Origin of the sequence: Streptomyces sp. NBC_00539, from assembly GCF_036346105.1 — a bacterium.
In the GTDB taxonomy this organism is placed as follows: Bacteria; Actinomycetota; Actinomycetes; order Streptomycetales; family Streptomycetaceae; genus Streptomyces.
Genome location: NZ_CP107811.1, coordinates 1,259,670 through 1,282,927, shown reverse-complemented (window position 1 = coordinate 1,282,927; position 23,258 = coordinate 1,259,670). Strand labels below are relative to the sequence as shown.

Annotated in this window: 21 protein-coding genes and 2 pseudogenes; 15 read left to right on the top strand and 8 right to left on the bottom strand. The window is 70.3% G+C overall.

Annotated elements, in window-relative coordinates:
* Nucleotides 1–192 precede the first annotated feature (192 nt).
* Nucleotides 193–1,005 carry a YhjD/YihY/BrkB family envelope integrity protein gene (locus tag OG861_RS05705; RefSeq protein WP_330261385.1) on the top strand — a complete coding sequence of 271 codons (813 nt, stop codon included), beginning with the start codon at nt 193–195 and terminating at the stop codon, nt 1,003–1,005.
* Nucleotides 1,002–1,574: a potassium channel family protein gene (locus OG861_RS05700; RefSeq protein WP_329199876.1), complete on the top strand. Its 573-nt coding sequence runs from the start codon at nt 1,002–1,004 to the stop codon at nt 1,572–1,574. Before OG861_RS05705 ends, OG861_RS05700 begins: the two co-directional genes overlap by 4 nt.
* Before the next feature lie 64 nt (nt 1,575–1,638).
* Here OG861_RS05700 and OG861_RS05695 read toward each other — a convergent pair.
* Nucleotides 1,639–2,317, bottom strand: a pseudogene (locus OG861_RS05695) (PP2C family protein-serine/threonine phosphatase); the annotation flags it as partial.
* Nucleotides 2,318–2,702: 385 nt separating this feature from the next.
* Here OG861_RS05695 and OG861_RS05690 point away from each other — a divergent pair.
* The 8 genes and pseudogenes from OG861_RS05690 to xdhC all read left to right on the top strand — a co-directional run bounded on the left by OG861_RS05690 (nt 2,703) and on the right by xdhC (nt 12,875).
* Nucleotides 2,703–3,662: a hypothetical protein gene (locus tag OG861_RS05690; RefSeq protein ID WP_329199877.1), complete on the top strand. Its 960-nt coding sequence runs from the start codon at nt 2,703–2,705 to the stop codon at nt 3,660–3,662.
* 2 nt (nt 3,663–3,664) lie between these two features.
* Nucleotides 3,665–4,732 (top strand): NAD(P)/FAD-dependent oxidoreductase, encoded by a 1,068-nt coding sequence (locus OG861_RS05685; protein ID WP_330261384.1) that lies wholly within the window; start codon nt 3,665–3,667, stop codon nt 4,730–4,732.
* Nucleotides 4,733–4,754: 22 nt separating this feature from the next.
* Nucleotides 4,755–6,563, top strand: a complete 1,809-nt coding sequence (locus OG861_RS05680) for a carbamoyltransferase family protein (RefSeq protein ID WP_330261383.1) — start codon at nt 4,755–4,757, stop codon at nt 6,561–6,563.
* Between the two features lie 15 nt (nt 6,564–6,578).
* Complete coding sequence (locus OG861_RS05675; protein ID WP_329199883.1) at nt 6,579–7,058, top strand: SRPBCC family protein; 480 nt, start codon at nt 6,579–6,581, stop codon at nt 7,056–7,058.
* 11 nt (nt 7,059–7,069) lie between these two features.
* Nucleotides 7,070–7,681, top strand: a pseudogene (locus tag OG861_RS05670) (histidine phosphatase family protein); the annotation flags it as partial.
* A gap of 451 nt (nt 7,682–8,132) precedes the next feature.
* Nucleotides 8,133–9,608 (top strand): xanthine dehydrogenase small subunit, encoded by a 1,476-nt coding sequence (locus OG861_RS05665; RefSeq protein ID WP_330261382.1) that lies wholly within the window; start codon nt 8,133–8,135, stop codon nt 9,606–9,608.
* Nucleotides 9,605–12,064, top strand: a complete 2,460-nt coding sequence (gene xdhB / locus OG861_RS05660; RefSeq protein ID WP_329199887.1) for a xanthine dehydrogenase molybdopterin binding subunit — start codon at nt 9,605–9,607, stop codon at nt 12,062–12,064. Before OG861_RS05665 ends, xdhB begins: the two co-directional genes overlap by 4 nt.
* A gap of 1 nt (nt 12,065) precedes the next feature.
* Nucleotides 12,066–12,875 carry a xanthine dehydrogenase accessory protein XdhC gene (xdhC, locus tag OG861_RS05655; protein WP_329199889.1) on the top strand — a complete coding sequence of 270 codons (810 nt, stop codon included), beginning with the start codon at nt 12,066–12,068 and terminating at the stop codon, nt 12,873–12,875.
* Between the two features lie 255 nt (nt 12,876–13,130).
* On the opposite strand, the gene OG861_RS05650 is transcribed toward xdhC, so the two are convergent.
* Complete coding sequence (locus tag OG861_RS05650; RefSeq protein WP_330261381.1) at nt 13,131–13,634, bottom strand: nucleoside deaminase; 504 nt, start codon at nt 13,632–13,634, stop codon at nt 13,131–13,133.
* Between the two features lie 617 nt (nt 13,635–14,251).
* On the opposite strand from OG861_RS05650, the gene OG861_RS05645 reads away from it, so the two are divergent.
* Nucleotides 14,252–16,051, top strand: coding sequence for an ABC transporter ATP-binding protein (locus OG861_RS05645; RefSeq protein WP_329199893.1), 1,800 nt, complete (start codon nt 14,252–14,254; stop codon nt 16,049–16,051).
* A gap of 90 nt (nt 16,052–16,141) precedes the next feature.
* On the opposite strand, the gene OG861_RS05640 is transcribed toward OG861_RS05645, so the two are convergent.
* Nucleotides 16,142–16,963 carry a helix-turn-helix transcriptional regulator gene (locus OG861_RS05640; protein ID WP_329202562.1) on the bottom strand — a complete coding sequence of 274 codons (822 nt, stop codon included), beginning with the start codon at nt 16,961–16,963 and terminating at the stop codon, nt 16,142–16,144.
* A 140-nt stretch (nt 16,964–17,103) separates the two neighbouring features.
* Here OG861_RS05640 and OG861_RS05635 point away from each other — a divergent pair, with 140 nt between their 5' ends.
* Nucleotides 17,104–18,522 (top strand): MFS transporter, encoded by a 1,419-nt coding sequence (locus OG861_RS05635; protein WP_330261380.1) that lies wholly within the window; start codon nt 17,104–17,106, stop codon nt 18,520–18,522.
* A gap of 215 nt (nt 18,523–18,737) precedes the next feature.
* Nucleotides 18,738–18,923, top strand: coding sequence for a hypothetical protein (locus OG861_RS05630; RefSeq protein ID WP_329199897.1), 186 nt, complete (start codon nt 18,738–18,740; stop codon nt 18,921–18,923).
* On the opposite strand, the gene OG861_RS05625 is transcribed toward OG861_RS05630, so the two are convergent.
* The 4 genes from OG861_RS05625 to OG861_RS05610 form a co-directional block, all read right to left on the bottom strand.
* Entirely contained in the window at nt 18,893–19,498 is a 606-nt protein-coding gene (locus OG861_RS05625; protein WP_330261379.1) for a phosphatase PAP2 family protein, read from the bottom strand. The two genes, OG861_RS05630 and OG861_RS05625, sit on opposite strands and share 31 nt — an antisense overlap.
* Nucleotides 19,499–19,549: 51 nt before the next feature.
* Nucleotides 19,550–19,828 (bottom strand): DUF3072 domain-containing protein, encoded by a 279-nt coding sequence (locus tag OG861_RS05620; RefSeq protein WP_330261378.1) that lies wholly within the window; start codon nt 19,826–19,828, stop codon nt 19,550–19,552.
* Nucleotides 19,829–19,904: 76 nt separating this feature from the next.
* On the bottom strand, nt 19,905–20,300 hold the full coding sequence (locus tag OG861_RS05615; RefSeq protein ID WP_329199901.1) for an STAS domain-containing protein: 396 nt from the start codon (nt 20,298–20,300) through the stop codon (nt 19,905–19,907).
* A 220-nt stretch (nt 20,301–20,520) separates the two neighbouring features.
* On the bottom strand, nt 20,521–21,027 hold the full coding sequence (locus tag OG861_RS05610) for a MarR family winged helix-turn-helix transcriptional regulator (protein WP_329199903.1): 507 nt from the start codon (nt 21,025–21,027) through the stop codon (nt 20,521–20,523).
* 296 nt (nt 21,028–21,323) lie between these two features.
* On the opposite strand from OG861_RS05610, the gene OG861_RS05605 reads away from it, so the two are divergent.
* Both OG861_RS05605 and OG861_RS05600 read left to right on the top strand, forming a co-directional pair.
* Complete coding sequence (locus OG861_RS05605) at nt 21,324–22,499, top strand: PP2C family protein-serine/threonine phosphatase (protein ID WP_329199905.1); 1,176 nt, start codon at nt 21,324–21,326, stop codon at nt 22,497–22,499.
* 111 nt (nt 22,500–22,610) lie between these two features.
* Nucleotides 22,611–22,775 carry a hydrophobic protein gene (locus tag OG861_RS05600; protein WP_190184981.1) on the top strand — a complete coding sequence of 55 codons (165 nt, stop codon included), beginning with the start codon at nt 22,611–22,613 and terminating at the stop codon, nt 22,773–22,775.
* A 91-nt stretch (nt 22,776–22,866) separates the two neighbouring features.
* On the opposite strand, the gene OG861_RS05595 is transcribed toward OG861_RS05600, so the two are convergent.
* Nucleotides 22,867–23,088 (bottom strand): hypothetical protein, encoded by a 222-nt coding sequence (locus OG861_RS05595; protein WP_329199908.1) that lies wholly within the window; start codon nt 23,086–23,088, stop codon nt 22,867–22,869.
* Between the last annotated feature and the right edge of the window lie 170 nt (nt 23,089–23,258).

Below are 23,258 nucleotides of genomic sequence, written 5' to 3'. Positions count from 1 at the left end.
GTGCCGGGTCTCGGATCCGCGCGCTCGAGCCGATCGCCGACCTCCGGGTGAACGCATCACCGGGAGAGGAACATGAATGCCTCGAGCAGAACTCCGAAGAGCGAGGGGGACGAGCCGGGGGCGCGGTCGTCGGAGGCTGCCGGACCCCCGGCGTCGGACGGTGCGTCCGCGGCGCGGGGAGGCGCCGGCCGTGTGCGGCGGACGGCCGACTGGGGGAGGGGGAAGTACACCGGATCGTGGGCCGATTCCCTGTGGCACCGGCTGGGCGCGGTGGACTTCCTCAGCCAGGCCATGTTGCTGGCCTCCACGCTGCTGCTGTGCGCGGTGCCGTTCTTCCTGATCGTGACTGCTCTGGCCGGGCAGTCGGCGGCGTCGTCGCTGTCGCATCGCATGGGACTCAACGAACAGGCCGCGGCCTACGTCGAAAAGCTGTTCGCCCCTTCCTCCGCCATCTCCGCCGCGGTGAACGGGCTGTCCTGGGTGTTCTTCGTCCTGGCCGGTCTGGCCGGGGCGAAGGCCGTGCAGCAGTTGTACCAGCGGGTGTTCGACGTACGGGCCCGGGGCGCGGCGGACTCGCTCCGCGCTTTCGTCTGGCTGGCACTGGTCGTGGGCGTGCCGTTCGCGGTCTCCGGGGCGGGACCGGGGCTGCGGGGGACCGGTGGGGTGCCGTTCTGGGTCACGCACACGGTGCTGAGCTTCGTCTTCTTCTGGTTCTCGATGTGGTTCCTGCTGGCCGGGAGGATGGCCTGGCGCAGGCTGCTGCCGTGCGCCGTCGCCACCGGCGCCTGCTGGGTGGGCATGATGGCGGTGTTCGCGGTGATCTTCTCCGGCGTGATCATCAGCTACAACGAGCGATACGGGTCGATCGGGACCGTGTTCGCGTTGATGTCCTTCTTCATCGCGATCGGGGTGGTACTGGTGCTGGGAGCGGCACTCGGCCTGGTGTGGACGGAGCACGGTCTGTCGTTCCGGGGCGCCCTCGCCAGGGTGCGGCGCAGGTCATGACGGGCCGCGCCACGACAGCACGCGACGACCGGTCCGTGCCCGGGCTCTCCCCCGGCAGGATCGCGTGGATGGTGCTGAGGGTGATGGCATCGGTCGCCGCGCTGCTCGCCCTCTACTACGCCCTTCCCCTGGACCGCACCTCCACACGGTTCGCCGTCACGATCCTGGTCGCCGGGCTGGTCGCGTTCGTCGTGCTGGTCGGCCTCCAGATCCGCACGATCATCCGATCGCCGATCCCGGTCGTCCGCGCGGTCGAGGCCCTGGCCCTCAGCGTGCCCTTCTTCCTGCTGCTGTTCGCCGCCGCCTACGTCGTCCTGGCCGCGCTGTCGCCGGCCAACTTCGCAGGGCCCCTGTCGCACACCGACGGCCTGTACTTCGCCGTCACCGTGTTCGCCACCGTCGGCTTCGGCGACATCACCGCCAAGTCCCAGACCGCGAGGCTGGTTGTCACCGGGCAGATGGTCACCGACCTGATCGTCCTCGGCCTCGGGATCCGGCTCGTCGTGGCTGCCGTCCGGCACCGTCGGCGGCAGCAGGATCCGCCCCGTCACCCGAGCGACGGATCGTGAACCGTGGAGACCGCCGCCGCCCGCACTTCCGCCGCGGTACGGAGGTGATTCTCGACGGCACGGGTCACAGGCGGATGATGACCAGCGCGGTGTCGTCGGTACTGCCGCCGGGCGGGAGGAGGTCGGACAGGAGCGTCGGCCAGGACCTCGGGGCCGGTGTCCCCATGACGGACGAGGGAGTCGGCGAGGCGGCCCAGGCTCACGTCGATGTCCTCGTCGCGGCGCTCGATCAGCCCATCGGTGTACATGACCAGGGTGGCGCCCTCGGCGAAAGCCGTACTGGCCTGCGGCCGCGGGACGTGTTCGGGGCGGGCGCCGAGCGGCGGATCGGTCGCCTGGTCGAGGAAGGTCACCGTGCCGTCGGGGTGTAGCAGAGCAGGCGGCGGATGGCCGGCGCTGCTGTACGTGAGCGTGTGGGTGTCCCAGTCGACAAAGGTCTTCACCACCGTGGTCGACTCGGCCCCCTCGACATGGCGGGCATACAGCCCCAGGACTTCCAAGGCCCGGGCCGGGCCGTCGGCGACACGGGCGGCCGCGCTCAGCGCACTGCGCAACTGCCCCATCACGCAGGCGGCTCCCAGGCCATGGCCGACCACGTCGCCGACGGCGACCGCGATGCGGTCCCCGGGCAGGTCGACCAGGTCATACCAGTCCCCGCACACGTTCAGCGCGCCCACGGCAGGCCGGTAGCGCACGGCTGCCCGATGGTGCCCGACCGGCGTGGGGGCGGGCAGCATCGCCTCCCCTCGGATGGCGCCGCTGCCTCCAGGGCCCGCGCCGCAGACCCCGCGCTGACCCGATGGGCGAATGGAGCCACCCGGACGATCCGTGCTGACGCGGCGTACTCAGGGCCGTCCGCCAGATGATCCGGTCGTTGTTATCCGCCACCCACGAGCCGCGGGCCGAAAGGAACAACACGCCTGATCCGGCAGCGGAATTGGCGAACGGCGCCGAGGCAGCCCGCGCGCCGACGGCCGCCTGAGCTGGGGCTTCGTATGTGGACGGGGTCATTCTCGTAGGAACGTACATCTCGGGATGATCAAGCTTCATGTATTCAACGCCTGTCTGGAACAAGCCAGTTGACGATGTACTCCTCGGGCAAGACGGATCAACGAACGGGGAGAAATCATGTCCGAGAAGCTGTCCGAACGTCAGATCGCGATCTCCTGGCCCGACTTGGGCATCACGGTCACCGCCGATCTCGACGACCGCAACCCGGCGCTCGCCGACGCCCTGTGGGAGTCGCTGCCCTACCAGAGCCTCCAGGGGCACGCCCTCATCGCGGGAGAACACCTCTACCACGTGGCGCCGATACCCACCCTGCTGCACACCCCCCACGCCACCCGTATCCCCGACCGGCGCGAGGCCCCCGACGGCACCGTGTTCTGCTCCGGTTTGCAGCACCTGGGCATCAAGTACGGCACCCTGACCGAGCCGATGCCGGCCACCCCCGTCGGCCGGATCCGTGAAGCAGACATGCCCGCCCTGCGGGAAGCCGGGGCGGCGATCTGGGACGCCGTCTACTCCACCAAGAAGCAGATCGTCGCCGAAGTCCGCCGCGCAGGCGGACCGGGTGGCCACCGCATCCCGATGCTCCGCGCCGCCAACGAGGACGCCGCCCAACTGATCGCGGACATCCTCGCCGAGACCGAGAAGATCTGGCTCGCGCCCCCGGTCGAGCTGGAAGGCCTCCATCAGGGCGTCATCCCCTCCCGGGCGGGCAACTTCGGCACCGTCCTTCCCACGCTGCTGTTCGTGAACGGCGAGACCCGGCCCCTGGGCTACGCCGCCTACGGCGGACTCGTCCGTGCCGCCGTACAGGACATGCCCATGGCGTCCCTGGTCCACATGACCCGCCTCCTGGTCGGCGTCCCCGCCGAGTTCCTGGGCTACTGCGGCCTGGAGAAGCTGTGGGCGTTCACCCAGCGCTTCCTCGACGTCCTCGACGTCCTCGACCGCGGCGACTTCTACGCCGTCACCAGCCAGATGGCCCTCTACATCAACTGCCTCGGCGGCTGGAACCTGCAGCTGTACCCGTGGGAGACCGGGGACCACCTGCGCCAGCAGGGCGCCGAGGGAGCCGCGTAGCCGTGCCCGCAGCCGAGAAGACCTCGAACGCCCTTCCCGACCGCGCCGACGCCGTCGTCATCGGCGGGGGAGTGATCGGAACCTCTGCCGCCCACCACCTCGCCGAAGCCGGCGTGAACACCGTACTGCTGGAACGCGGAAGCCTCGGCGGCGGCTCGTCCGCACACACCGCGGGCATGGTCCGCACCTATTTCCCGGGCGATCCCGGCACCGGGCGCATGGCCGTGCGCAGCCTGAACGCCTACCACGACTTCGCCCACCGCACGGCGGCCCCCCTGGCCCTCAAGCGGCTCGGGTTCATGGTGCTGTTCACCGACGAACAGCAGATCGCCGGCTTCGAGGCCACCCGCCACGCCCAGCAGGCCGCGGGCGTCCAAGTCGGCCTGATCAGTGCCCGCGAAGCGTCCGAGCTCAACCCGCTGATCAACGAACGTGCCGTGCTCGCCGCCGCCTGGTCCCCCGAGGCCTACCACGTGGACGGCCTCGACATCGTCCGCGGCTACGCCGCCGGCGCCCGCAATCACGGCGCCCGCCTGTTCACCCACACACCGGTGACCCGCATCGACGACGACAACACCGTCCACACCCCGCGGGGCAGGATCAAGGCCGACAGCATCGTCTGCACGGCCGGCCCCTGGTCCGGCGAGGTGGCGTCCATGGCGTCGGTCGACCTGCCGCTGACGCCCCACGCCATCGAAATGCTGTTCACCGACGTTCCGCCCCCGCCGCACCGCGAGATGCCCATGACGATGCACGCCTCGTCCGGCCTGCGGATCCGCTCGTGGAAGGACCGCATCCTCCTGGCCATGGGCATGCCCAAGGCCGAGGAGGCACGTGAGGACTGGCTCGGCCGCATCTCAGGCCACCTCGGCAGCCTGTTCCCCGCCCTGGACGGCATCGGCCTGCACCGCGCGTGGTCCGGCGACTTCGACGCCAGCCCCGACAACACCCCCCTCATCGGCCAACACCCCACCCGCCGCTTCCTGTACGCGGCCGGATTCACCGGTGCGGGCCTGTGCCAGGCACCCGCGGCCGGTGAAAAGCTCCGCGACCTGCTGATCGCCAAGTAGCCCCACAACGGGAAGGAATGCCGTGATTGTTCTGGGATGTAATGGTTTCAGCCGGGTGTCGGAGTTCTTCTCCGAACGCCTCGGCGCAACCGGCATCAACAAGCACTACCTCTTGGGCCACGACGCCGCCGCCGCACTCCTGGTCGACGGACGCCTGGTCGCCGCGGTGGAGGAAGAACGCCTCAACCGGGAGAAGAAGACCACCGACTTCCCCAAGGGTGCGATCGACTGGTGCCTCGACGAGGCCGGGATCACGTTCGACGACGTCGACCTGTTCGCCTTCCCCTGGAACTGGTCCAGCCAGATACTGGGCGAGATCCTGGACGGGATCCGCAGATCGCCGGCGCCCCAGCCCGCGAAGGCCGAACTCATGGGCAACATATCCGACCTGTTCGACCAGGTCGTCAGCCACGAGGCGATCCTCGCCGACTTCGAGGCCCGCACCGGGCACCGCCCCGACCCGGCCACGGTCCGCTTCGTCCCTCACCACTTGGCCCACGCGACGACCGGGTACTACCTCGCCGGCATGAAGGACTCCGCGTTCCTCGTCAGCGACGGCCGCGCCGAACGCTTCTCGACCTTGACGGGCGAGATCCGCGACGGCCGGATCACCGTCTTCGACGACTCCGTCACCGGCTCCGAGTTCTCCATCGGCACCTTGTTCTCCTGCATCACCCGCTTCCTCGGCTTCGTCCCCAACAACGACGAGTACAAGGTGATGGGCCTGGCCGGGTACACCGCGCCCCCGACGCCGAACCCGTTCCTCGAACACTTCCTGACGCTGCACGACGACGGCCGCTACACCTTCACCAAGCCCCTGCGGACCGACGACCTGCACAGTCACGACGCCCTGTTCGAGGAGTACTTCGGACCCTTCGAAGACACCCTCGAGTACAAGGCCCGCGTCGCCGCCGCCGCGCAGCAGATGCTGAACGTCGCCACCGCCCACCAGGTCCGCCACCTGGAGAACAGGACGGATCTCGACCGGCTGTTGTTCGAAGGCGGCGTCGCCCTGAACTGCCTGAACAACACCCCGCTGTTCGAAGGTTCCCGCTTCGAGGACATGCAGGTCAGCTTCGGTGCCTCCGACACCGGCATCACCATCGGAGCCGCGGCCCACGCGTGGCTGAACCACCCCGGCACCGACCCCGCGGACATCCGTGCCGCCGCCGCACCCATCACCCCCTACCTGGGGCCGTCCTACGACGACGCCGCGATCGAGGAGGCCCTCGAGGGCTTCGCCGGCCGGGTCACGGTCTCGCGCCTGGACGACGACGAGGTCGTCGAGCACGTGGCGAAGCTTCTGACGGAGAAGGTCGTCATCGGCTGGTTCGAGGGCCGCGTCGAGCACGGGCCGCGCGCGCTGGGGCACCGCAGCATCATCGCCAACCCCGGCTTCGGCGACATCAAGGACATCATCAACACCCGCGTCAAGCACCGCGAGCCGTTCCGCCCGTTCGCCCCCCTCGTCCTCGAGGAGCAGGCCCCGAAGATCTTCGACATGGGGCGCAAGACCAGCTCCCCGTACATGACGTTCGTCTTCCCCGTCCGCGACGAGTACAAGGACCGCATCCCCGGCGCCGTACACGTGGACGGCACCTCCCGCATCCAGACGCTGACGGACGAGGGAACCCCACGGCTCACGGCCCTGCTGCGGAAGTTCATCGAACTCACCGACACGCCCTGCCTGATCAACACCTCGTTCAACGTCGCCGGGGAGCCCATCGTGTGCACCCCCACCGACGCCCTGAACTGCTTCATGGGCACCGAGATCGACCACCTGGTCCTCGGGAACCACCTCGTCACCAAGACCGGACTCGTCAACCAGTAGAAGAAGGACCACCCCGTGCCGATCCAGCGCAAGCACACCATGTACCACTCCACCATCCTCGAGGCCGACCCGGACACCGTGTGGGCGACCGTCCGCGACGCCATGCAGATCCTGGAGATCGTGTCCCCGGGCGACCTGGACATCCACACGGACGTGACGTGGGTGGACGGAGCCTCGGTGGACACGGTCCCGGCCCGCTACGATTTCCGGCTCACGCTCAACGGCCGCCTCGTCCAACAGGAGATCGCCGCCCGGGACGAGATCAACAAGACCCAGTCCTACCGGGCCATCGCCCCCACCAGCGGCGTCGCCAGCTACGAGGCCACCATCCGCGTGCTCCCCGTCACCAACGAGCCGGACCGCAGCTTCTTCGACTGGTCGCGGGTCCTGGAGATCGCCGAGGACGCCGACCTGAACGTGGTCGAGGCCATCATCGACGTCATGGAGCAGCAGACCGACGCCGTTCGGGACCACTTCGCCAAGACCGCGAAGTGAGCGACGTGACGACGCTCGTGCTGCTGCGGCACGGCGAAACCCTGCTCACCCCGCAGCGGCGGCTCTCCGGCAGCGGAGGGTCCGACCCGGGGCTCTCTCCGGCCGGACGCGCCCAGGCGCAGGCCGTAGCAGAGGCCCTCGCCCACCGCGGCGGCATCGAGGCGGTCGTCACGTCACCGATGCGACGCTGCCGGGAGACCGCCCGGGCCGTGGCCGCGCGCCTGGGCCTGGGCGTGCAGGTGGAGCGGGATCTGCGGGAAGCGGACTTCGGCGCCTGGGAGGGCCTGACCTTCGCCGAAGTCCGCGAACGCCACCCGGACGACCTGAGCGCATGGCTCGCCTCGCCCGAGGTTCCACCGTCGGGCGCGGGGGAGACCATGCAACAGGTCGCCCGCAGGGCCGCCGCCGTCCGGGACGGCCTCATGGCCCGCCACGCCGGAGCCACGGTCCTCGTCGTCTCCCACGTCGGCCCCATCAGGACCTTGGTCCGCCTCGCCCTCCGAGCCCCGGCGCACACCTTGTTCCGCATGGAGGTCGCAGCGGCCTCCCTGTCGACGGTGACGTACGAAGGGGACGGCACCGCCACCGTGCGGGCGCTCAACGACACCCACCACTTGAACTGAACCGCAGGCCATCGGGCCCGGCACACCTCACGTGTGCCGGGCCCGACCGGTTCTCGCGCACGAGGGCCTGCCGCGGGGAGGGGCCGGCTTTAATGGAATCGGCCCGACAATGGCTTGACCGATGTACTGCGGCGACGTAAATTCGACACAACGACTCGTGAGCTACTTGAAGGAGGCGAAGTCGGATGTCGACCATCTCCGAGCTGCTTCGCCTCGCTCACAAGATCGCCTGGGCTCCGGGTCGTGTAGCACACGGCTGCTGAGCAGTCCCCTTTCCCGGTGTGCCCTTTTCTGTGGCCCCGGGCATCTTTGCGTCTCCATCACCGCTTAGGCACGTCGTCGCGTGCTGATTTGTTGCGCTCCGGGTTCTAGAGCTGCGCCCCGAAGTAGAAAGCTCAGAAATGGCTACTAAGATAGTCCGATCGATCGCGTGCCGAAATGAGGACGTGCCATGGTAGCGGCGCGTATCACGGTCAATGGGAAAGAAACCCCGATTTCTCCGGCCGCACCCCACACCACGGTGCTGGATTTCCTGCGCGAGCGTGGTCTCACCGGAACCAAGGAGGGCTGCGCCGAGGGTGAGTGCGGCGCCTGCTCGGTCCTGGTGGCCCGTCCCGGAGTGGACAAGCCCACCGACTGGGTAGCGGTCAACGCCTGCCTGGTCCCGGCCGCGGCGCTCGACGGCCAGGAGGTCATCACCTCCGAGGGGCTGGCCACCGTCGGCGAATCCGGCGCGCCCGCCACCCTGCACCCGGTGCAGGAGGAGATGGCGGTCCTGGGCGGTTCCCAGTGCGGGTACTGCACGCCCGGATTCATCTGCAGCATGGCCGCCGAGTACTACCGGCCCGACCGCTGCGCGCACGCGGCCCCGGACTCGGACTCGGACGACAGCACCGACCACGAGCACGGTCCGAACGGTTTCGACCTGCACTCGCTGAGCGGGAACCTGTGCCGCTGCACCGGCTACCGCCCGATCCGCGACGCGGCGTACGCCGTCGGTGAGCCCACCGACGAGGACCCGCTGGCGCAGCGTCGCGAGCAGGCGCCGCCGGCACCGGTCGCCACCGAGTACACCCAGGACGGCGCGACGTTCCTGCGGAAGGACACCCTGGCCGAAACGCTGCAGCTGCTGCGCGAGCGGCCCGACGCGGTGGTGGTCGCCGGCTCCACCGACTACGGCGTCGAGGTGAACATCCGCTCCCGCCGCGCGGAATGCGTGGTCGCCATCGACCGGCTGCCCGAACTCCGGGAACTGCGCGTCGAAGCCGACCACATCGAGATCGGGGCGGCAGTGACGCTCACCGAGATCGAACGCCGCCTCGACGGCGACGTCCCGCTGCTGGCCGAGCTGTTCCCGCAGTTCGCCTCCCGGCTCATCCGCAACAGCGGCACCCTCGGCGGCAACCTGGGTACCGGCTCCCCCATCGGTGACAGCCCGCCGGTGCTCCTCGCGCTGGAGGCGTCGCTGGTGCTCGCCGACGCCGACGGTGAGCGCGTGGTCCCGCTGGCCGAGTACTTCACCGGCTACCGGCAGAGCGTGCGCCGTCCCGACGAGTTGATCCGCGCGGTGCGCATCCCGCTGCCGCTGTCGCCGGTCACGGCCTTCCACAAGATCGCCAAGCGTCGCTTCGACGACATCTCCAGCGTGGCGATCGGTTTCGCACTCGACATCGACGGCGGGATCGTCCGCAAGGCACGCATCGGTCTGGGCGGCGTCGCCGCCACCCCGATCCGCGCACTCGCCACCGAGGCGGCCCTGGAGGGCAAGCCGTGGTCGGCGGAGACCGTCGAGGCAGCGGCCCGGGTGCTGCGGGGCGAGGGCACGCCGATGAGCGATCACCGCGCCAGCGCCATCTACCGTTCCGCCATGCTCGGCCAGAGCCTGCTGAAGCTGCACGCGCAAACCACCGAGGCGGTGTCGTCATGAGCCATTTGTCCGAGCGTCCCGAGAAGCCCGTAGTCGGCGTCTCCATGCCGCACGAGAGTGCGGTCCTGCACGTCACCGGTACCGCGCTCTACACCGACGACCTGGTGTACCGCACCAAGGACACGCTGCACGCCTACCCGGTCCAGGTCATGAAGACCCGGGGCAAGATCACCGCACTGCGTACCGAGCCCGCGCTCGCCGTGCCCGGCGTGGTCCGCGTGCTCACCGTCGCCGACGTGCCCGGCGTCAACGACGCCGGCATGAAGCACGACGAGCCGCTGTTCCCCGACGAGGTCATGTTCCACGGTCACGCGGTGGCCTGGGTGCTCGGCGAGACCCTGGAGGCGGCCCGGCTCGGTGCGGCCGCCGTCGAGGTGGAACTCGACGAACTGCCCTCCCTGATCACGCTGAAGGAAGCGATCGCGGCCGAGAGCTTCCACGGTGCCCGGCCCGTGATGGAGACCGGCGACATCGACGCCGGGTTCGCCGAATCCGCGCACGTGTTCACGGGCGAGTTCCAGTTCTCCGACCAGGAGCACTTCTACCTGGAGACGCACGCCGCGCTGGCCTACATCGACGAGGCCGAGCAGGTGTTCATCCAGAGCAGCACCCAGCACCCCTCGGAGACCCAGGAGATCGTCGCGCACGTCCTCGGTCTGCACAGCCACGAGGTGACCGTGCAGTGCCTGCGGATGGGCGGCGGTTTCGGCGGCAAGGAGATGCAGCCGCACGGCTTCGCGGCCATTGCCGCGCTCGGCGCCAAGCTGACCGGCCGGCCGGTCCGCGTGCGGCTCAACCGCACCCAGGACCTGACCATGTCCGGCAAGCGGCACGGGTTCCACGCCGAGTGGAAGATCGGCTTCGATGCCGACGGCCGCATCCAGGCGCTGGACGCCACGCTGACCGCGGACGGCGGCTGGAGCCTGGACCTGTCCGAGCCGGTGTGCGCCCGTGCGCTGTGTCACATCGACAACACGTACTGGATCCCCAACGCGAGGGTCGCCGGTCGCATCGCCAAGACCAACAAGGTCTCCAACACGGCCTTCCGCGGCTTCGGCGGACCCCAGGGCATGCTGGTGATCGAGGACATCCTGGGCCGGGTCGCGCCGCTGCTCGGCCTGGACCCGATGGAGCTGCGCAAGCGCAACTTCTACCAGCCGGGTCTGGGGCAGGCGACGCCGTACGGCCAGCCGGTCCCTCAGGCGGAGCGGATCGCCGCCGTCTGGGAGCAGGTCGAGAACAACGGCGGCATCGCCGACCGCAAGCGCGAGATCGCGGCGTTCAACGCCGCGCACCCGCACACCAAGCGGGCGCTCGCGATCACCGGCATCAAGTTCGGCATCTCGTTCAACCTCACGGCCTTCAACCAGGCCGGCGCGCTCGTGCTGATCTACAAGGACGGCTCCGTCCTGATCAACCACGGCGGCACCGAGATGGGCCAGGGCCTGCACACCAAGATGCTGCAGGTGGCCGCGACCACGCTGGGCATCCCGCTGCACAAGGTGCGGCTGGCCCCCACGCGGACCGACAAGGTACCCAACACCTCTGCTACCGCCGCCAGTTCCGGGGCGGACCTCAACGGTGGCGCGGTCAAGAACGCTTGCGAGCAGCTGCGCGCGCGGCTGTTGCAGGTGGCCGCCAGCCAGCTGGGTTCGAACGCCTCGGACGTGCGCATCGTCGAGGGCGTCGCCCGCGCCTTGGGCAGCGACAAGGAGCTGGCCTGGGACGACCTGGTGCGCACCGCGTACTTCCAGCGGGTCCAGCTGTCGGCGTCCGGTTACTACCGGACCGAGGGCCTGCACTGGGACGCGAAGACCTTCCGGGGCTCGCCGTTCAAGTACTTCTCCTACGGCGCCGCCGCGGCCGAGGTCGAGGTGGACGGCTTCACCGGCAAGTACCGCATCCGTCGGGTCGACATCGTTCACGACGTCGGCGACAGCCTCTCCCCGATGATCGACATCGGTCAGGTCGAGGGCGGCTTCGTGCAGGGCGCGGGCTGGCTGACGCTGGAGGACATGCGCTGGGACGCCAGTGACGGGCCGAACCGCGGTCGGCTGCTGACCCAGGCCGCGAGCACGTACAAGCTGCCGAGCTTCTCGGAGATGCCCGAGGAGTTCAACGTCACGCTGATGGAGAACGCCCACGAAGAGGGCGCCGTGTTCGGCTCCAAGGCCGTGGGCGAGCCTCCCCTGATGCTGGCGTTCTGCGTGCGCGAAGCGCTGCGGCAGGCCGCTGCCGCGTTCGGCCCGAGCGGGGTCAGCGTCGAGCTGGCCGCGCCGGCGACGCCGGAGGCGGTGTACTGGGCCATCGAGGCGGCCCGCCAGGGCGATGCCTCCGGCAGCGGTGACGCGCGCGAGGGATCTGTCGTCAACGGCGCTGCCAACGGTCATGCCGGCAACGGCCACGCCACGGGCGGCAGGGTCCGCACCGACGCCACCGCGTTGAGTGGTGCCTGACATGACGTGGGTCGCTGCGGTCGCGCGGTTGCGGGCACGCCGGGAGTGCGGCGTGCTGGTGACCGTCGCGACCGTGCGCGGCCATGCCCCGCGCGACGCCGGCGCGAAACTGGTGGTGGGGCAGAGTGGGACCTGGGGGTCGATCGGCGGTGGCAATGTGGAGGCCGTCGCGATCGACCGGTCCAGGGAAATGATCGCCGCGGGGAAGGCCGAGCCGGAACTGATCGACTTCGCCCTGAACGACAAGGTGACCAACCAGCACGGCGTGCAGTGCTGCGGCGGCACGGTCTCGGTGCTGCTCGAACCCCTGCCGGTGGTGAGGGCGGTGGCGGTGTTCGGCGTGGGTCACGTCGGGCTTGAGCTGGCGCGCATCCTGGCACGCCAGGACCTCGACCTCCACCTGATCGACACCCGCTCCGACATGCTCACCAAGGAGCGGCTCGACGTCCTGGAGGACTCGGTGGCGCAGGTGCACGTGCACCACACGCCCCTGCTGCCCGAGGAGGTGCTGGAGGAGCTGCCGCGCGGTACCCACGTCCTGATCATGACCCACGACCACGCCGAGGACGCCGCGCTGTGCGACGCCGCCTTGCGCACCCCGCAGCTCGGCTCCATCGGGCTGATCGGGTCGGCGGCCAAGTGGGTGAGGTTCCGCAAGCGCCTCGCCACCGAGGGCGGTCACGACGAGGCGACCATCGACCGGATCAAGACCCCGATCGGGCTCGCCGACGTCACCGGCAAGGAACCCGCGACGATCGCCGTGAGCGTCGCCGCCGATCTGCTGCGCACCTTCGAAACAGAGGGCGACTGACGGCTCACCCGGACCGACAAGGGTGCCCCCGCGCGTTTGCGTTCGTTCGCACACGCGCGGGGGCACCCTTTCGGCTACCTGCCGAGGTCCTGGATGTTCTGTACTACCTGCACGACCTGCACGACCTGCACGGCCTGGGCGTCCGCCGCCGGCTCTGCCGGGCGGGGGGAGATCCTTTCCGACGAGCGGGGGGACAAACGAAATCGCCCTGCCCTGGCCACACTCGTGGGCCGGGACAGGGCGGTGGACCGGGTTTCAGTAGTCGATGCGGTCGGCCTTGGCGAGCCACGCCTCGAACGGCGCCGTACGGTTCGGCATGTCCACTCGCTCGATCTCCATCGGCCACAGCTCCGCGGGCCGCTTCTCGAGCAGGTCGTAGAACTTGCGGTCGTCGAAACCGGCCCCCGCGGCGTCATCGCGGTCAGCGGCGAAGATGATCCGGTCGACCCGCGCCCACAGAGCGGAGGAGAGACACATCGGGCACGGCTCGCACGAGGTGACCAGGACGCAGCCTTCGAGCGAGAAGGTGCCCAGCGCCTGACACGCTGCACGGATCGCGGTCACCTCGCCGTGGGCCGTCGGGTCCAGGTGCGAGGTGACGTTGTTGTTCCCGATCGCAACGATTTCGCCGTCCTTGGCGATCAGTGCGCCGAACGGACCGCCACCGTTCTTCACGCTGTTGGTGGCAAGGCCGATGGCCTCGTCCATCCAGGTGCGCTCGAGCTCCTGGATGCTCTTTTCTTGAGTGTGCGCGGTCATGGTCTCTCCTCTGTCGCAGACTGTGGGGGCGCCCCGGGTGCACCCGGGGCAACAAGTGGGGATTGGCGGTTCCGCCTCGAAATCAGCTCGGTCCGCGACACCCGCGGGAGATCGGCGCGGCTGGGCGTCGACGACGTGCTGCTCCGGTGGGTCCGGGCTGGTCACCACGGGCGGGAGAACTCTGGGTGATCATAAAAAAGCCCCCCACTGTCCCCTCCGAAGCTTCGTTCACGTGCTGTTAATGCGGAATAGCGCAAGTACATCCGCCGGGCCCTGCCGGCGAAAAGTCACCGAACCCCTAAAGGAGTTGGCTGGTCAGCTGGCCCCTCTTGTAGATACACACGAAAGACGGGCTCCGGCTGTCCCGCCGGACCGGACCGCCGGTGCGGCGTGTCGGTGGCCCGGGGGCGCAAGCCGTTTCCACCTGCACAGACGCAGGAGTCGGGCGGTAACCCCGGGCGAGGGGTGAACCGGCGAGTGCGCGGTGGTGACGCACGGCGCACAGGAGCGTGCCGTGGCGCACAGGGGTGCGCTGCGGGGAAAAGGCTTGGACTGCCCGGGCGCCCTTGCAGGACACTGCGGTTCCTGGCCGCCCGTCCCACAAGGCAGGGTTTGACATGAAACCGTACGAATTACGCGAAGGTTCGCCGGACACGGGCGCAACGCTCCTCGCCCTGCGGTACTACGGGCGGGAGCTGGCCCGCCTCAAGTGGCTGACCGCACCCGCGATGCTGCTCCCCGCGCTGGGCAACATCGGCATCAACTACATCGCGCCGCTGGTCGTCGCGAAGCTCATCGGCCGCATCGCGGAGGACGGCGGCACCGGCACCCGCTCGGTGCTGCCCTACGTCCTCGGTTTCGCCGCCACCCTCCTGCTCGCCGAGGCGCTCTGGCGGATCGGACTGCACTGCCTGAACCGCCTCGACGCCCGCGGCATCGAGCGCCTTTACGTGATCGGCATGGACGAACTGTTCGCCAAGGACGCGGCGTTCTTCCACGACAACTTCGCCGGTTCGCTGACCAAGCGGGTCCTGAGCTTCGCGTCCCGCTTCGAGGAACTCGTCGACACGCTCACCTTCTCGGTCGTGGGCAGCTTCGTGCCGCTGGCCTTCGGCTCGGTGGTCCTGTGGCACTACGAACCCCTGCTCGTCGTGGTCCTCCTGGCGATGATCACACTGACCGCCTTCGGTGTGGCGCCCCTGATCCGCCGCCGCCAGTCGCTCGTCAGGGAGCGGGAGGAGGCCATCGCCCGGGTTTCGGGCCACGTCGCGGACAGCCTGATGAACATCGACACGATCCGGGCGTTCGGTGCCGAGGAACGCGAGGCCGCCGAGCACCGGTCGCGGGTCGCCGCATCGCGGCGGCTCATGCTGCGCTCCTGGGACTACGGGAACCTGCGCATCGACACGCTGGTCGCGCCGATGTCCGTACTGACCAACGCGCTCGGCCTGTTCCTCGCCGTCGCGCTCGCCGGGCGAGGACACGGCGTGGAGGCGGTCGTGGTCGCCTTCACCTACTACTCCAACGCGACGCGGATCATGTTCGAGTTCAACCAGATCTACCGCCGTCTGGAGAGCTCGATGACGGAGGCCGCGCAGTTCACCGAACTGCTGTTGGTGCGGCCGACGGTGCTCGATCCGCCGCGCCCCGAGCCGCTGCTGTCCGGGGCCGGCGCCGACGTGCGCTTCGAACGGGTGACCTTCACCCATGCCGGCGCGCGGCCGCTCTTCGAAGGCCTCGACCTGACCGTGCCCAGCGGATCGAAGATCGGTCTCGTGGGCCGGTCGGGCGGCGGCAAGACCACGCTCACCCGGCTGCTGCTGCGCATGACGGACATCGACGCCGGCCGGATCCTCATCGGAGGGCAGGACATCAGCAGGCTCTGCCAGACCGACCTGCGGAGCCTGATCGCCTACGTGCCGCAGGACCCGGCGATGTTCCACCGCACACTGCGGGAGAACATCGCCTTCGCCCGGCCGGGCGCCACCGACGCCGAGATCCGCCGCGCGGCGCAGGCGGCGCACGTCACGGAGTTCGCCGACGCGCTGCCGGAGGGGTTCGACACCATGGTGGGCGAGCGGGGTGTGAAGCTGTCCGGCGGGCAGCGCCAGCGGGTCGCCCTCGCCCGGGCGATCCTGCGCGACGCGCCGGTCCTGCTGCTCGACGAGGCGACCAGTGCCCTGGACTCCGAGAGCGAAATCCTCGTCCAGGACGCGCTGTGGCGGCTCATGGAGGGGCGTACGGCCCTCGTGGTCGCTCACCGCCTCAGCACGGTGGCCACCATGGACCGGCTCGTCGTCCTCGACCGCGGCCGGATCATCGAGCAGGGCACGCACGACGAACTGCGCGCCGCGGACGGCGCCTACGCGAAGCTGTGGCAGCACCAGTCGGGCGGCTTCCTCGAAGACACGGTCTGACCCGGTCCCGGCGCGCGCCCACCCGCGTCGAGAAGGACGCCAGGACCGTGCGGGAAGCGGGCGGCGAGTGTTCGGGCCGCGGGCGCCGGTTCAGCCGGCGACCGGGTACATCGAGCCCCGCCGGCCCTCCGGCGAGCTCAGCCACTCCAGCTTCTCCGCCGTACCGGTGCCGGGCAGCGGGGTGTGCAGCACGATCGCCAGGTCGGGGCGGGCCGGGACCCGCAGCTGGGTCGACTCGACGTGCAGCGTGCCCACGACCGGGTGCTCCAGTTGCTTCTGCAGCTGACCACCGGGCCGGATGTCCTGCCGCTCCCACAGTGCGGCGAACTCCGGGCTCAGCTCCCTGGCCTCCTCGACGACCGCGCGGAAGCCGTCGTCATCGGGGAACTCCGAACACGCCGCCCGGAACTGGGCGACCACGGCGCCGGCGTTCTCCTCCCAGTGCCGGGACCGCGCCTTGTAGACGGGATCGGTGAAGAACGCGACCAGGCAGTTCTGCACGATCTCCGGACGCATCCCGAGCACCATCGACGCCGCGTCGTTGTACAGCACCGTGTTCCAGTACGCGTCCATGATGTGCGCGGGGAACGGCATCCACGCCTCGATCAGCCGTTTCAGCCCGTCGCACATGTCCTGGTCCCCCGGCGCCACCGCCAGGGCGGGCGGGTTCAGTCCCGCGAGCACGTACAGGTGCCGGCGCTCGGCGCTGGTCAGTTTCAAGACCCTGCTCACGGAGTCCAGGACCTGGGGCGACACGGTGATGTCGCGGCCCTGCTCCAGCCACTGGTACCAGGACACCCCGACCCCTGCGAGCACCGCGACCTCCTCGCGGCGCAGGCCCGGCGTCCGCCGGCGGCCCCCGCCGACCGGCAGTCCGGCGTCCGTCGGGCTCACCCTGGCCCGCCTGCTCATCAGGAACTCCCGCAGCTCGGAACGGCGGTGCTGGTCGGTCGGTGTAGCCACTCACTCCCCCTGTCGGCTGCCTGGTGGTGCCACCAACAGGATAAGTTCCCACTCTCCAGGGCCGTTCCCGGGCCACCAAGGTGGTGGCCATGGCGATCGATACCCAACTGACGACCACCGGGCCGCAAATGACGGCTCCTCGCGAGGACCGGCTGACCGGCCGCGCCAAGCTCGTCCTCTTCGTGCTCTGCGCCGCCCAGTTCATGGTGGCCCTCGACTTCTCCGTACTGAACGTGGCCCTGCCGGTGCTCGGCGAGGACCTGGGCCTGGGCCGGTCCGCCCTGCAGTGGGCGGTCACCGCCTTCGCCCTGCCCTCCGGCGGCTTCCTCCTCCTCTTCGGCCGCATCGCCGACCTCTACGGGCGCAAGAAGCTGTTCCTGATCGGCCTCGTCCTCTTCGGCGCCGCGTCCCTGCTCGCCTCGACGGCCTGGGACCCGGCGTCCTTCCTGGCCGGGCGGGCCCTCCAGGGCCTCGGGGCGGCGGTCATCGTGCCCACCGGCATGTCGCTGCTCACCACCACGTTTCCCGAGGGCCCGCTGCGGGACAAGGCCCTCGGCATCTCCGGCACCCTGCTGTCCCTCGGTTTCACCATCGGCATGGTCCTCGGCGGCGTCATGACCGACACCCTCGGCTGGCGCTCGACGATGGGGCTCCTGGCCGTCACCGCGGTGATCGTGCTCGTCCTGGCCCCCGGACTGCTGCCCGAATCGCGTACCCCGCACCGGCCCCGGCTGGACGTGCCCGGCGCCGTCACGGTCACCGGCGGCCTGCTCGCACTGATCTACTCCCTGTCGACGGCGGCCCAGCGCGGCTTCGGCGGAGCGGACGTGTGGGGCACGCTGGTCGTCGCGGTGGCCCTGCTCACCGCGTTCGTCGCGGTCGAGTCGAAGTCGCCCGCCCCGCTGGTGTCGCTGCCGATGCTGAGGCGGCGCACGGTGGCCTGGGGCAACTTCGCAGGCCTGGTCACCTTCTCCATGATGTCCACGGTGGTGTTCGTCCTGACCCTCTACCTCCAGGAGACCCTGCAGCTGTCCTCCCTCAGCACGGGCCTGGTCTTCGGTGCCCAGGGCGTCGCGTCCGCCGTCGCCGGCTCGTACGCGCCGAAGGTGATCGGCCGGCTCGGGGCCCGGCGCACCCTGATCGGTTCGCTGCTCGGCCAGGGCGCCTTGACCGCGGCGCTGCTGGGGGTGGGAGAGGAGTCGGGCGCGGTCCTGGCGACCGTCGCGGTGTCCCTGGCCAGCATGTGCCACCTCGGCGCGATCATCTCGTACGGCGTGACCGTCACCAGCGGTGTCCCGGACGAGGAGCAGGGCCTGGCGACCGGCCTCGTCACCACCACGCAGCAGGTCGGCATCACCATCGGGATCCCGCTGCTCGGTGTCCTCGCGACCACGCGGGCCTCGCTCTTCGACGGGGTGCACACGGTCCTGCTGATCGACGCGGTGATGGTGATCGCCGCGGCGGTCCTGGTCGCGATCGGCCTCGGGCGTACGGGCAAGACGTCCTGAGCGGGAAGGGGAACGGGAACGGGAACCGGCCCCCGGCCCGCCGCACGGCTCCCGGCGCACCGTGCGCCGTGGGGCCGTTCAGGCTGCCACGGAACAGTGCACCGCGCATCCCGGGACGGCTCCCCCCGACGGGCGGATCCGCCTCGACCTGCGGGAGGCGGGGTGCGGCGCCATCATGGGGGAGATCCCACCCCCAGCTTCGTCAGGAGCCTGTCGTGTTCGAACGCCAGCCCCGTCAGGACCGCACCGAACGCCCCGTGGCCGCCGCGGCCGACGCCACCCGAAGTGCCGTCACCGTGGCGGGGGAGGCGCGTAGGCGTTACCTCGCCGCCGGGGACTACTGGTTCAACGAGGAAGGCGCCGACGGCCGTCACGAGCGCCACGGCCGCCCCGGCCACTGACGAAGGGCCGGGGCCGGCGGCGGGAAGAACCGCCGCACACGGCGAAAGGCCGCGGGAGCGGCGTGGGGCAGGGCCCGGGAGACTGTCCCGATGACCGCGCCCGCCGCCACGTCGCTGGGGTAGTGGGCCCCGCTGTGGACCCGTTCGACGGCGACGGCGACGGCCACCGCCAGGCACAGCGCACCGGCTTCCGGCCACTTCTCGGAGACGCCCGCGGTGAAGGCGACGGCCGCGGCGGTGTGCCCCGACGGGAACGACGAAGAGTCGGGCCGGTCCTCCACCTCGTCGGCATGGAACCATTCCTTCGGCGGCCGCTCCCGGGGCACGAGCCGTTTCCCGACACCGTTGGACAGCACTTCGGCCACCGCCATCCCCGTCAGGCCCGCCGCCGCGGCCCGGCGGCCGCGCCGGCCCCCGGTGACGGCCAGGAGCAGGGCAATACCCCACCACAGCTTGGTGTGCTGGGCCGCGTCCTCGACCGCGGGCAGCAGCCGGCGCGCCCAGAACGAGTCCCAGCCGGCCATGCGCCGGGTGAGACGGTGCTCCGCGGCGCGCAGCTCGGAAACGGCGCCCATGGCGGCTCCCAGTCGGGCTTGCAGGTCGGGGCTCCTGGTCACCGGCCCCGGTCAGGGGCTCTCGGTGCCGCCGGGCCGGGTGGCCGCCTCGTCGGCGGGGGTTGCGGGCACCGTCCCCTGGGGGGCGGCGGTCCGGGGCGAGGCCTGCTGGAGGCGGTCGATCAGCCGTGACGCCTCCGCTTTGGTGAGGTCCTCCGGCACGTCCTCGCCCGCTTCCCGGGCCAGGGTGTGCAGGTAGCTCAGTTGCGGACCGGTGGCCGGCTCGTCACCGGTCACCCAGTCGGCGACGTCCTTGTCGGGCTGCTGTTCGTTCGGGTTCACGTCGGTCATAACGTCCGACTACCCCGCTCGGCGCCGCACCATTTCCGGTGGCGGCCACTCTCCTGTGAGAGGAGGACGCCCGGGGTCAGGGGCGGTGCGTGACCTTCGGGACCGGATCGGGTTCGGGGCGGGCCGCCGGGCGGGGGCCGATCGCGAAGTGGGCGTCCAGGCCGGTCAGGCGGAGCAGCCGGACGACGCGGGGCGAGGGGTCCACGAGGCCGAGCCGGCCGGGGCCGAGGCTCAGACGGGCCCGCAGCAGGGTGTTGATCAGGGCCGAGCCGCCGAAATGCACGTCCCTCAGGTTCAGCAGGACCGGCAGGCCCTGCCGGGGGGAAGCCGCGGCTTCCAGACTGCGACGCAGGGGTTCGACGGTATCGATGTCGACCTCTCCGCTGACCGCGATGATCCACGCGGTCTCCGTCCGGACCGTGGTCACGCTCAACAGGTCGTTGCTCAGGTGGTGGATGCGAGTCGTCGGCACAGAAGGCCTCCCATTGGCTGCGCGAGGCCGGCCTCGGGGTCGTCACTCGCTTCGGGTTCTGCGGCAGCTCCACCTCTCCGGGGGACAGACGCAGTTCCGGCCTTGATGCACGACCAGGTTGTCCAAGCTAGCGATATAGTTTCCACATGGCAACAATCGCTGGTGGGGGAGTGCGTACCGGGAGCCCCGATTCCGGGGCCGGGGCGCAGCGCGGACCCGTTCAGGCAGTTTCCGCGATGGCGGTCGGGGATCCGGGATCGTGGCGGGGGGCTCCCATGCGGGTCCCGGCGGCGTGCTCGAAGGCGGCGAGCCCGTCGGCGAGCGCGGCGAGCTGCACGGGAGACATGGAGGCCAGCACGTCGGTCACCTCGCGACGGCGGAAAGCGCGGATTTGATCGAGCGTGTCCTGCCCGGCCCGAGTGAGGTGCAGTTCGATCTCGCGCGCGCTGTGGGCACTCGCCTTCCGGCACAACAGCCCCACTGCCTCCAGGCGGTCGCACAGGCGGCTCACCGCCGAAGGGCGGGAGCCCAACACCTCGCCCAAGGCCCGCAGATTGGTGCCTTGGTTCGCTTCGATGACGAAGAGCGCCCGCAGCTGGGACGGCGGGACCGACCCGGACGCCGCCGCCTCCTGGCCGCGCGCCCACAGCACGTCGAGCAGCTGCGAGACCGTGCCCAGGGCGTGCGCGGTCGCCAGGTGGTCGGGGGGAGGGCCGGACGGGGGCATTGGCCTACTGTGTCATCCCGCGCCCTCTCCTAGCCATCCCGGCAGCTCCCGGCCGTCGCCCGAGCCGCCGCTCGCGCAGTGTTGCCCGATGTGCCCTACGCCCCGACGCTGTGTCATGCATCCGCAGCTCTGCTCGAACGCTGTGTGCTCCAACCGCTGAACGTCTCACCCGCTGTACGCCTCACCCGCTGTGTGCTCCAACCGTGTGCGCCTCACCCGCTGTGTCCCCGACCCCGTCTGCCTTCCCACCGCTGTGCCTCCCACCACTGTGATTCCCAAGAGAGCCTGACCCGACGATGACGAACTTCCTGGCTGTCGAGCGCGCCCTGCGCGCCGCCGCCCCGCATGCACTGATCGAGGCGGCACGCTCCGCCCTCGCCACCCATTACGGGGCGCATGCCGTGGAGCTGCTGATGGCCGACTACAGCCTCGCCACCTTGCACCCGGTCACCGCGGTGCCGCGGACCTCCGCCGGGCTGTCCGTCCACACCAGCGTCGCCGGGCGCGCCTTCGGAAGTCAGGTGACCTGTCAGGAGGACGCCGGCCCCCGCATGATCGTCCTGCACCTGCCGGTGAGCGTCCGCGGGGACCGGTTCGGCATCCTCTCGGTGTCCCTGCCCGGCGAACTCGCCACCGCCGAGACCCGCAACGACCTCGCGGAGATCGCCGGCCTGCTCGGGCACGAGGTCCTGGTCGCCCAGCGCGACACCGACATCTACCTCCAGGCCCGCCGCGTCAGCCGGCTCACGCTGGCCGCGGAGATGCAGTGGCAGCTGCTGCCGGCCCGCGCCTGCTCGCGGGCCGAGTACTCCATCGGCGCCCAGCTGGAGCCCGCGTACGCCATCCACGGCGACAACTTCGACTGGGCCAGTACGGCCGAGAACCTCACCCTCACCATCACCAACGGCATGGGCGAAGGCATCCAGGCGGCCCTGCTGACCAACCTCGCGGTCAACGCGCTGCGCAACGCCCGGCGCGCGGGGGTGGGCATCGCGGACCAGGCCGCCCTGGCCGACCAGGCCCTGTACGCCACCCACCGCGGGGAGGCGTACGTCTCCACCCTCCTGCTCTCCTTCGAGCTGGCCACGGGCAGGGTCCAGGTCGTCGACGCCGGCTCGCCGCAGCTGTGGCGCCAGCGGGACAAGGTCGTGGAGCGCATCCCCTTCGAGGCCCAGTTCCCCCTCGGCATGTTCGACCAGTCGGAGTACGCGCTCCAGGACTTCCGCGTCCTGCCCGGCGACCGCCTGGTCTTCGTCAGCGACGGCGTCTACGCCGCCTCCTCGCCCGGCGGCGAGCCGTACGAGGAGCACGCGCTGGCCCGGGCGATCGCCTCCGCCGGTCTGCTGCCCGCCGCGGACGTGCCCGCGGCGGTGCTCCGGGCGCTCGGGGACTACCGCCACTCCGACGCGGACGACGACGCACTGGTGGTCTGCCTCGACTGGCACGGCCGCGGCGCTCTGTCCACGGCCTGAAGCCCGGGCCGCGCACCGGTCGTAAGAACTGCATAAGAGCGTGCATGGACGGTGCAGCTGCGGGCAGACGCCGAATCCCTGGCCGACCGCGCCAGCCGGAGGGTGATGAACATGGTCCCGCTGCTTCTCGTTCTTCTGCTCGTGCTGATCCTTTTCGGCGCCGGGTTCGCCGTCAAGATTCTGTGGTGGATCGCGCTGGCAGTCCTGGTGATCTGGCTGATCGGCTTCGTGGCCCGACCGCGGGGAGGCGGTGGCGGCCGCTGGTACCGCTGGTAGCGCGTGCGCATGCTGCCGGAGCGAGGGCCCGTCCCGTCAGGGGCGGGCCCTTTCGGTTCCCTCCTCGCTCCGCCGGCGGCCGGCGGGCGGGCTACCACTCGGGGTGTACCTCGTAACTGTCGTACCGGACTCCGTCCACGCCGACCCAGGGCCGCAGGCGGCCCGGACCGCTGTCGGTGTGCGAGTAGGAGACGGACTCCCCGGTGTCATCCGTGACGATCACGGCCCCGGCTCGCTGCGCGCTGCGCAGCGCGTGCGTCCAGTGGCGCCCGCGCCTGCCCGTGCGGTAGTCGGGGGTCTTGCAGTCGGCCATCACCGATCACGCACCCCTCCGCCTTCGTGTACTGCCGAACGGTAGCTACCCGTTTCGGCGTGGATTCCACCTTGAGTCGAATATGTCTTTTTTGTTCCCGTTTAGGGTTTGTCGCGATCGGCCGGGTACGCGCCGGATATGCACCGATCGATTGCTTCGACTCACGAGGA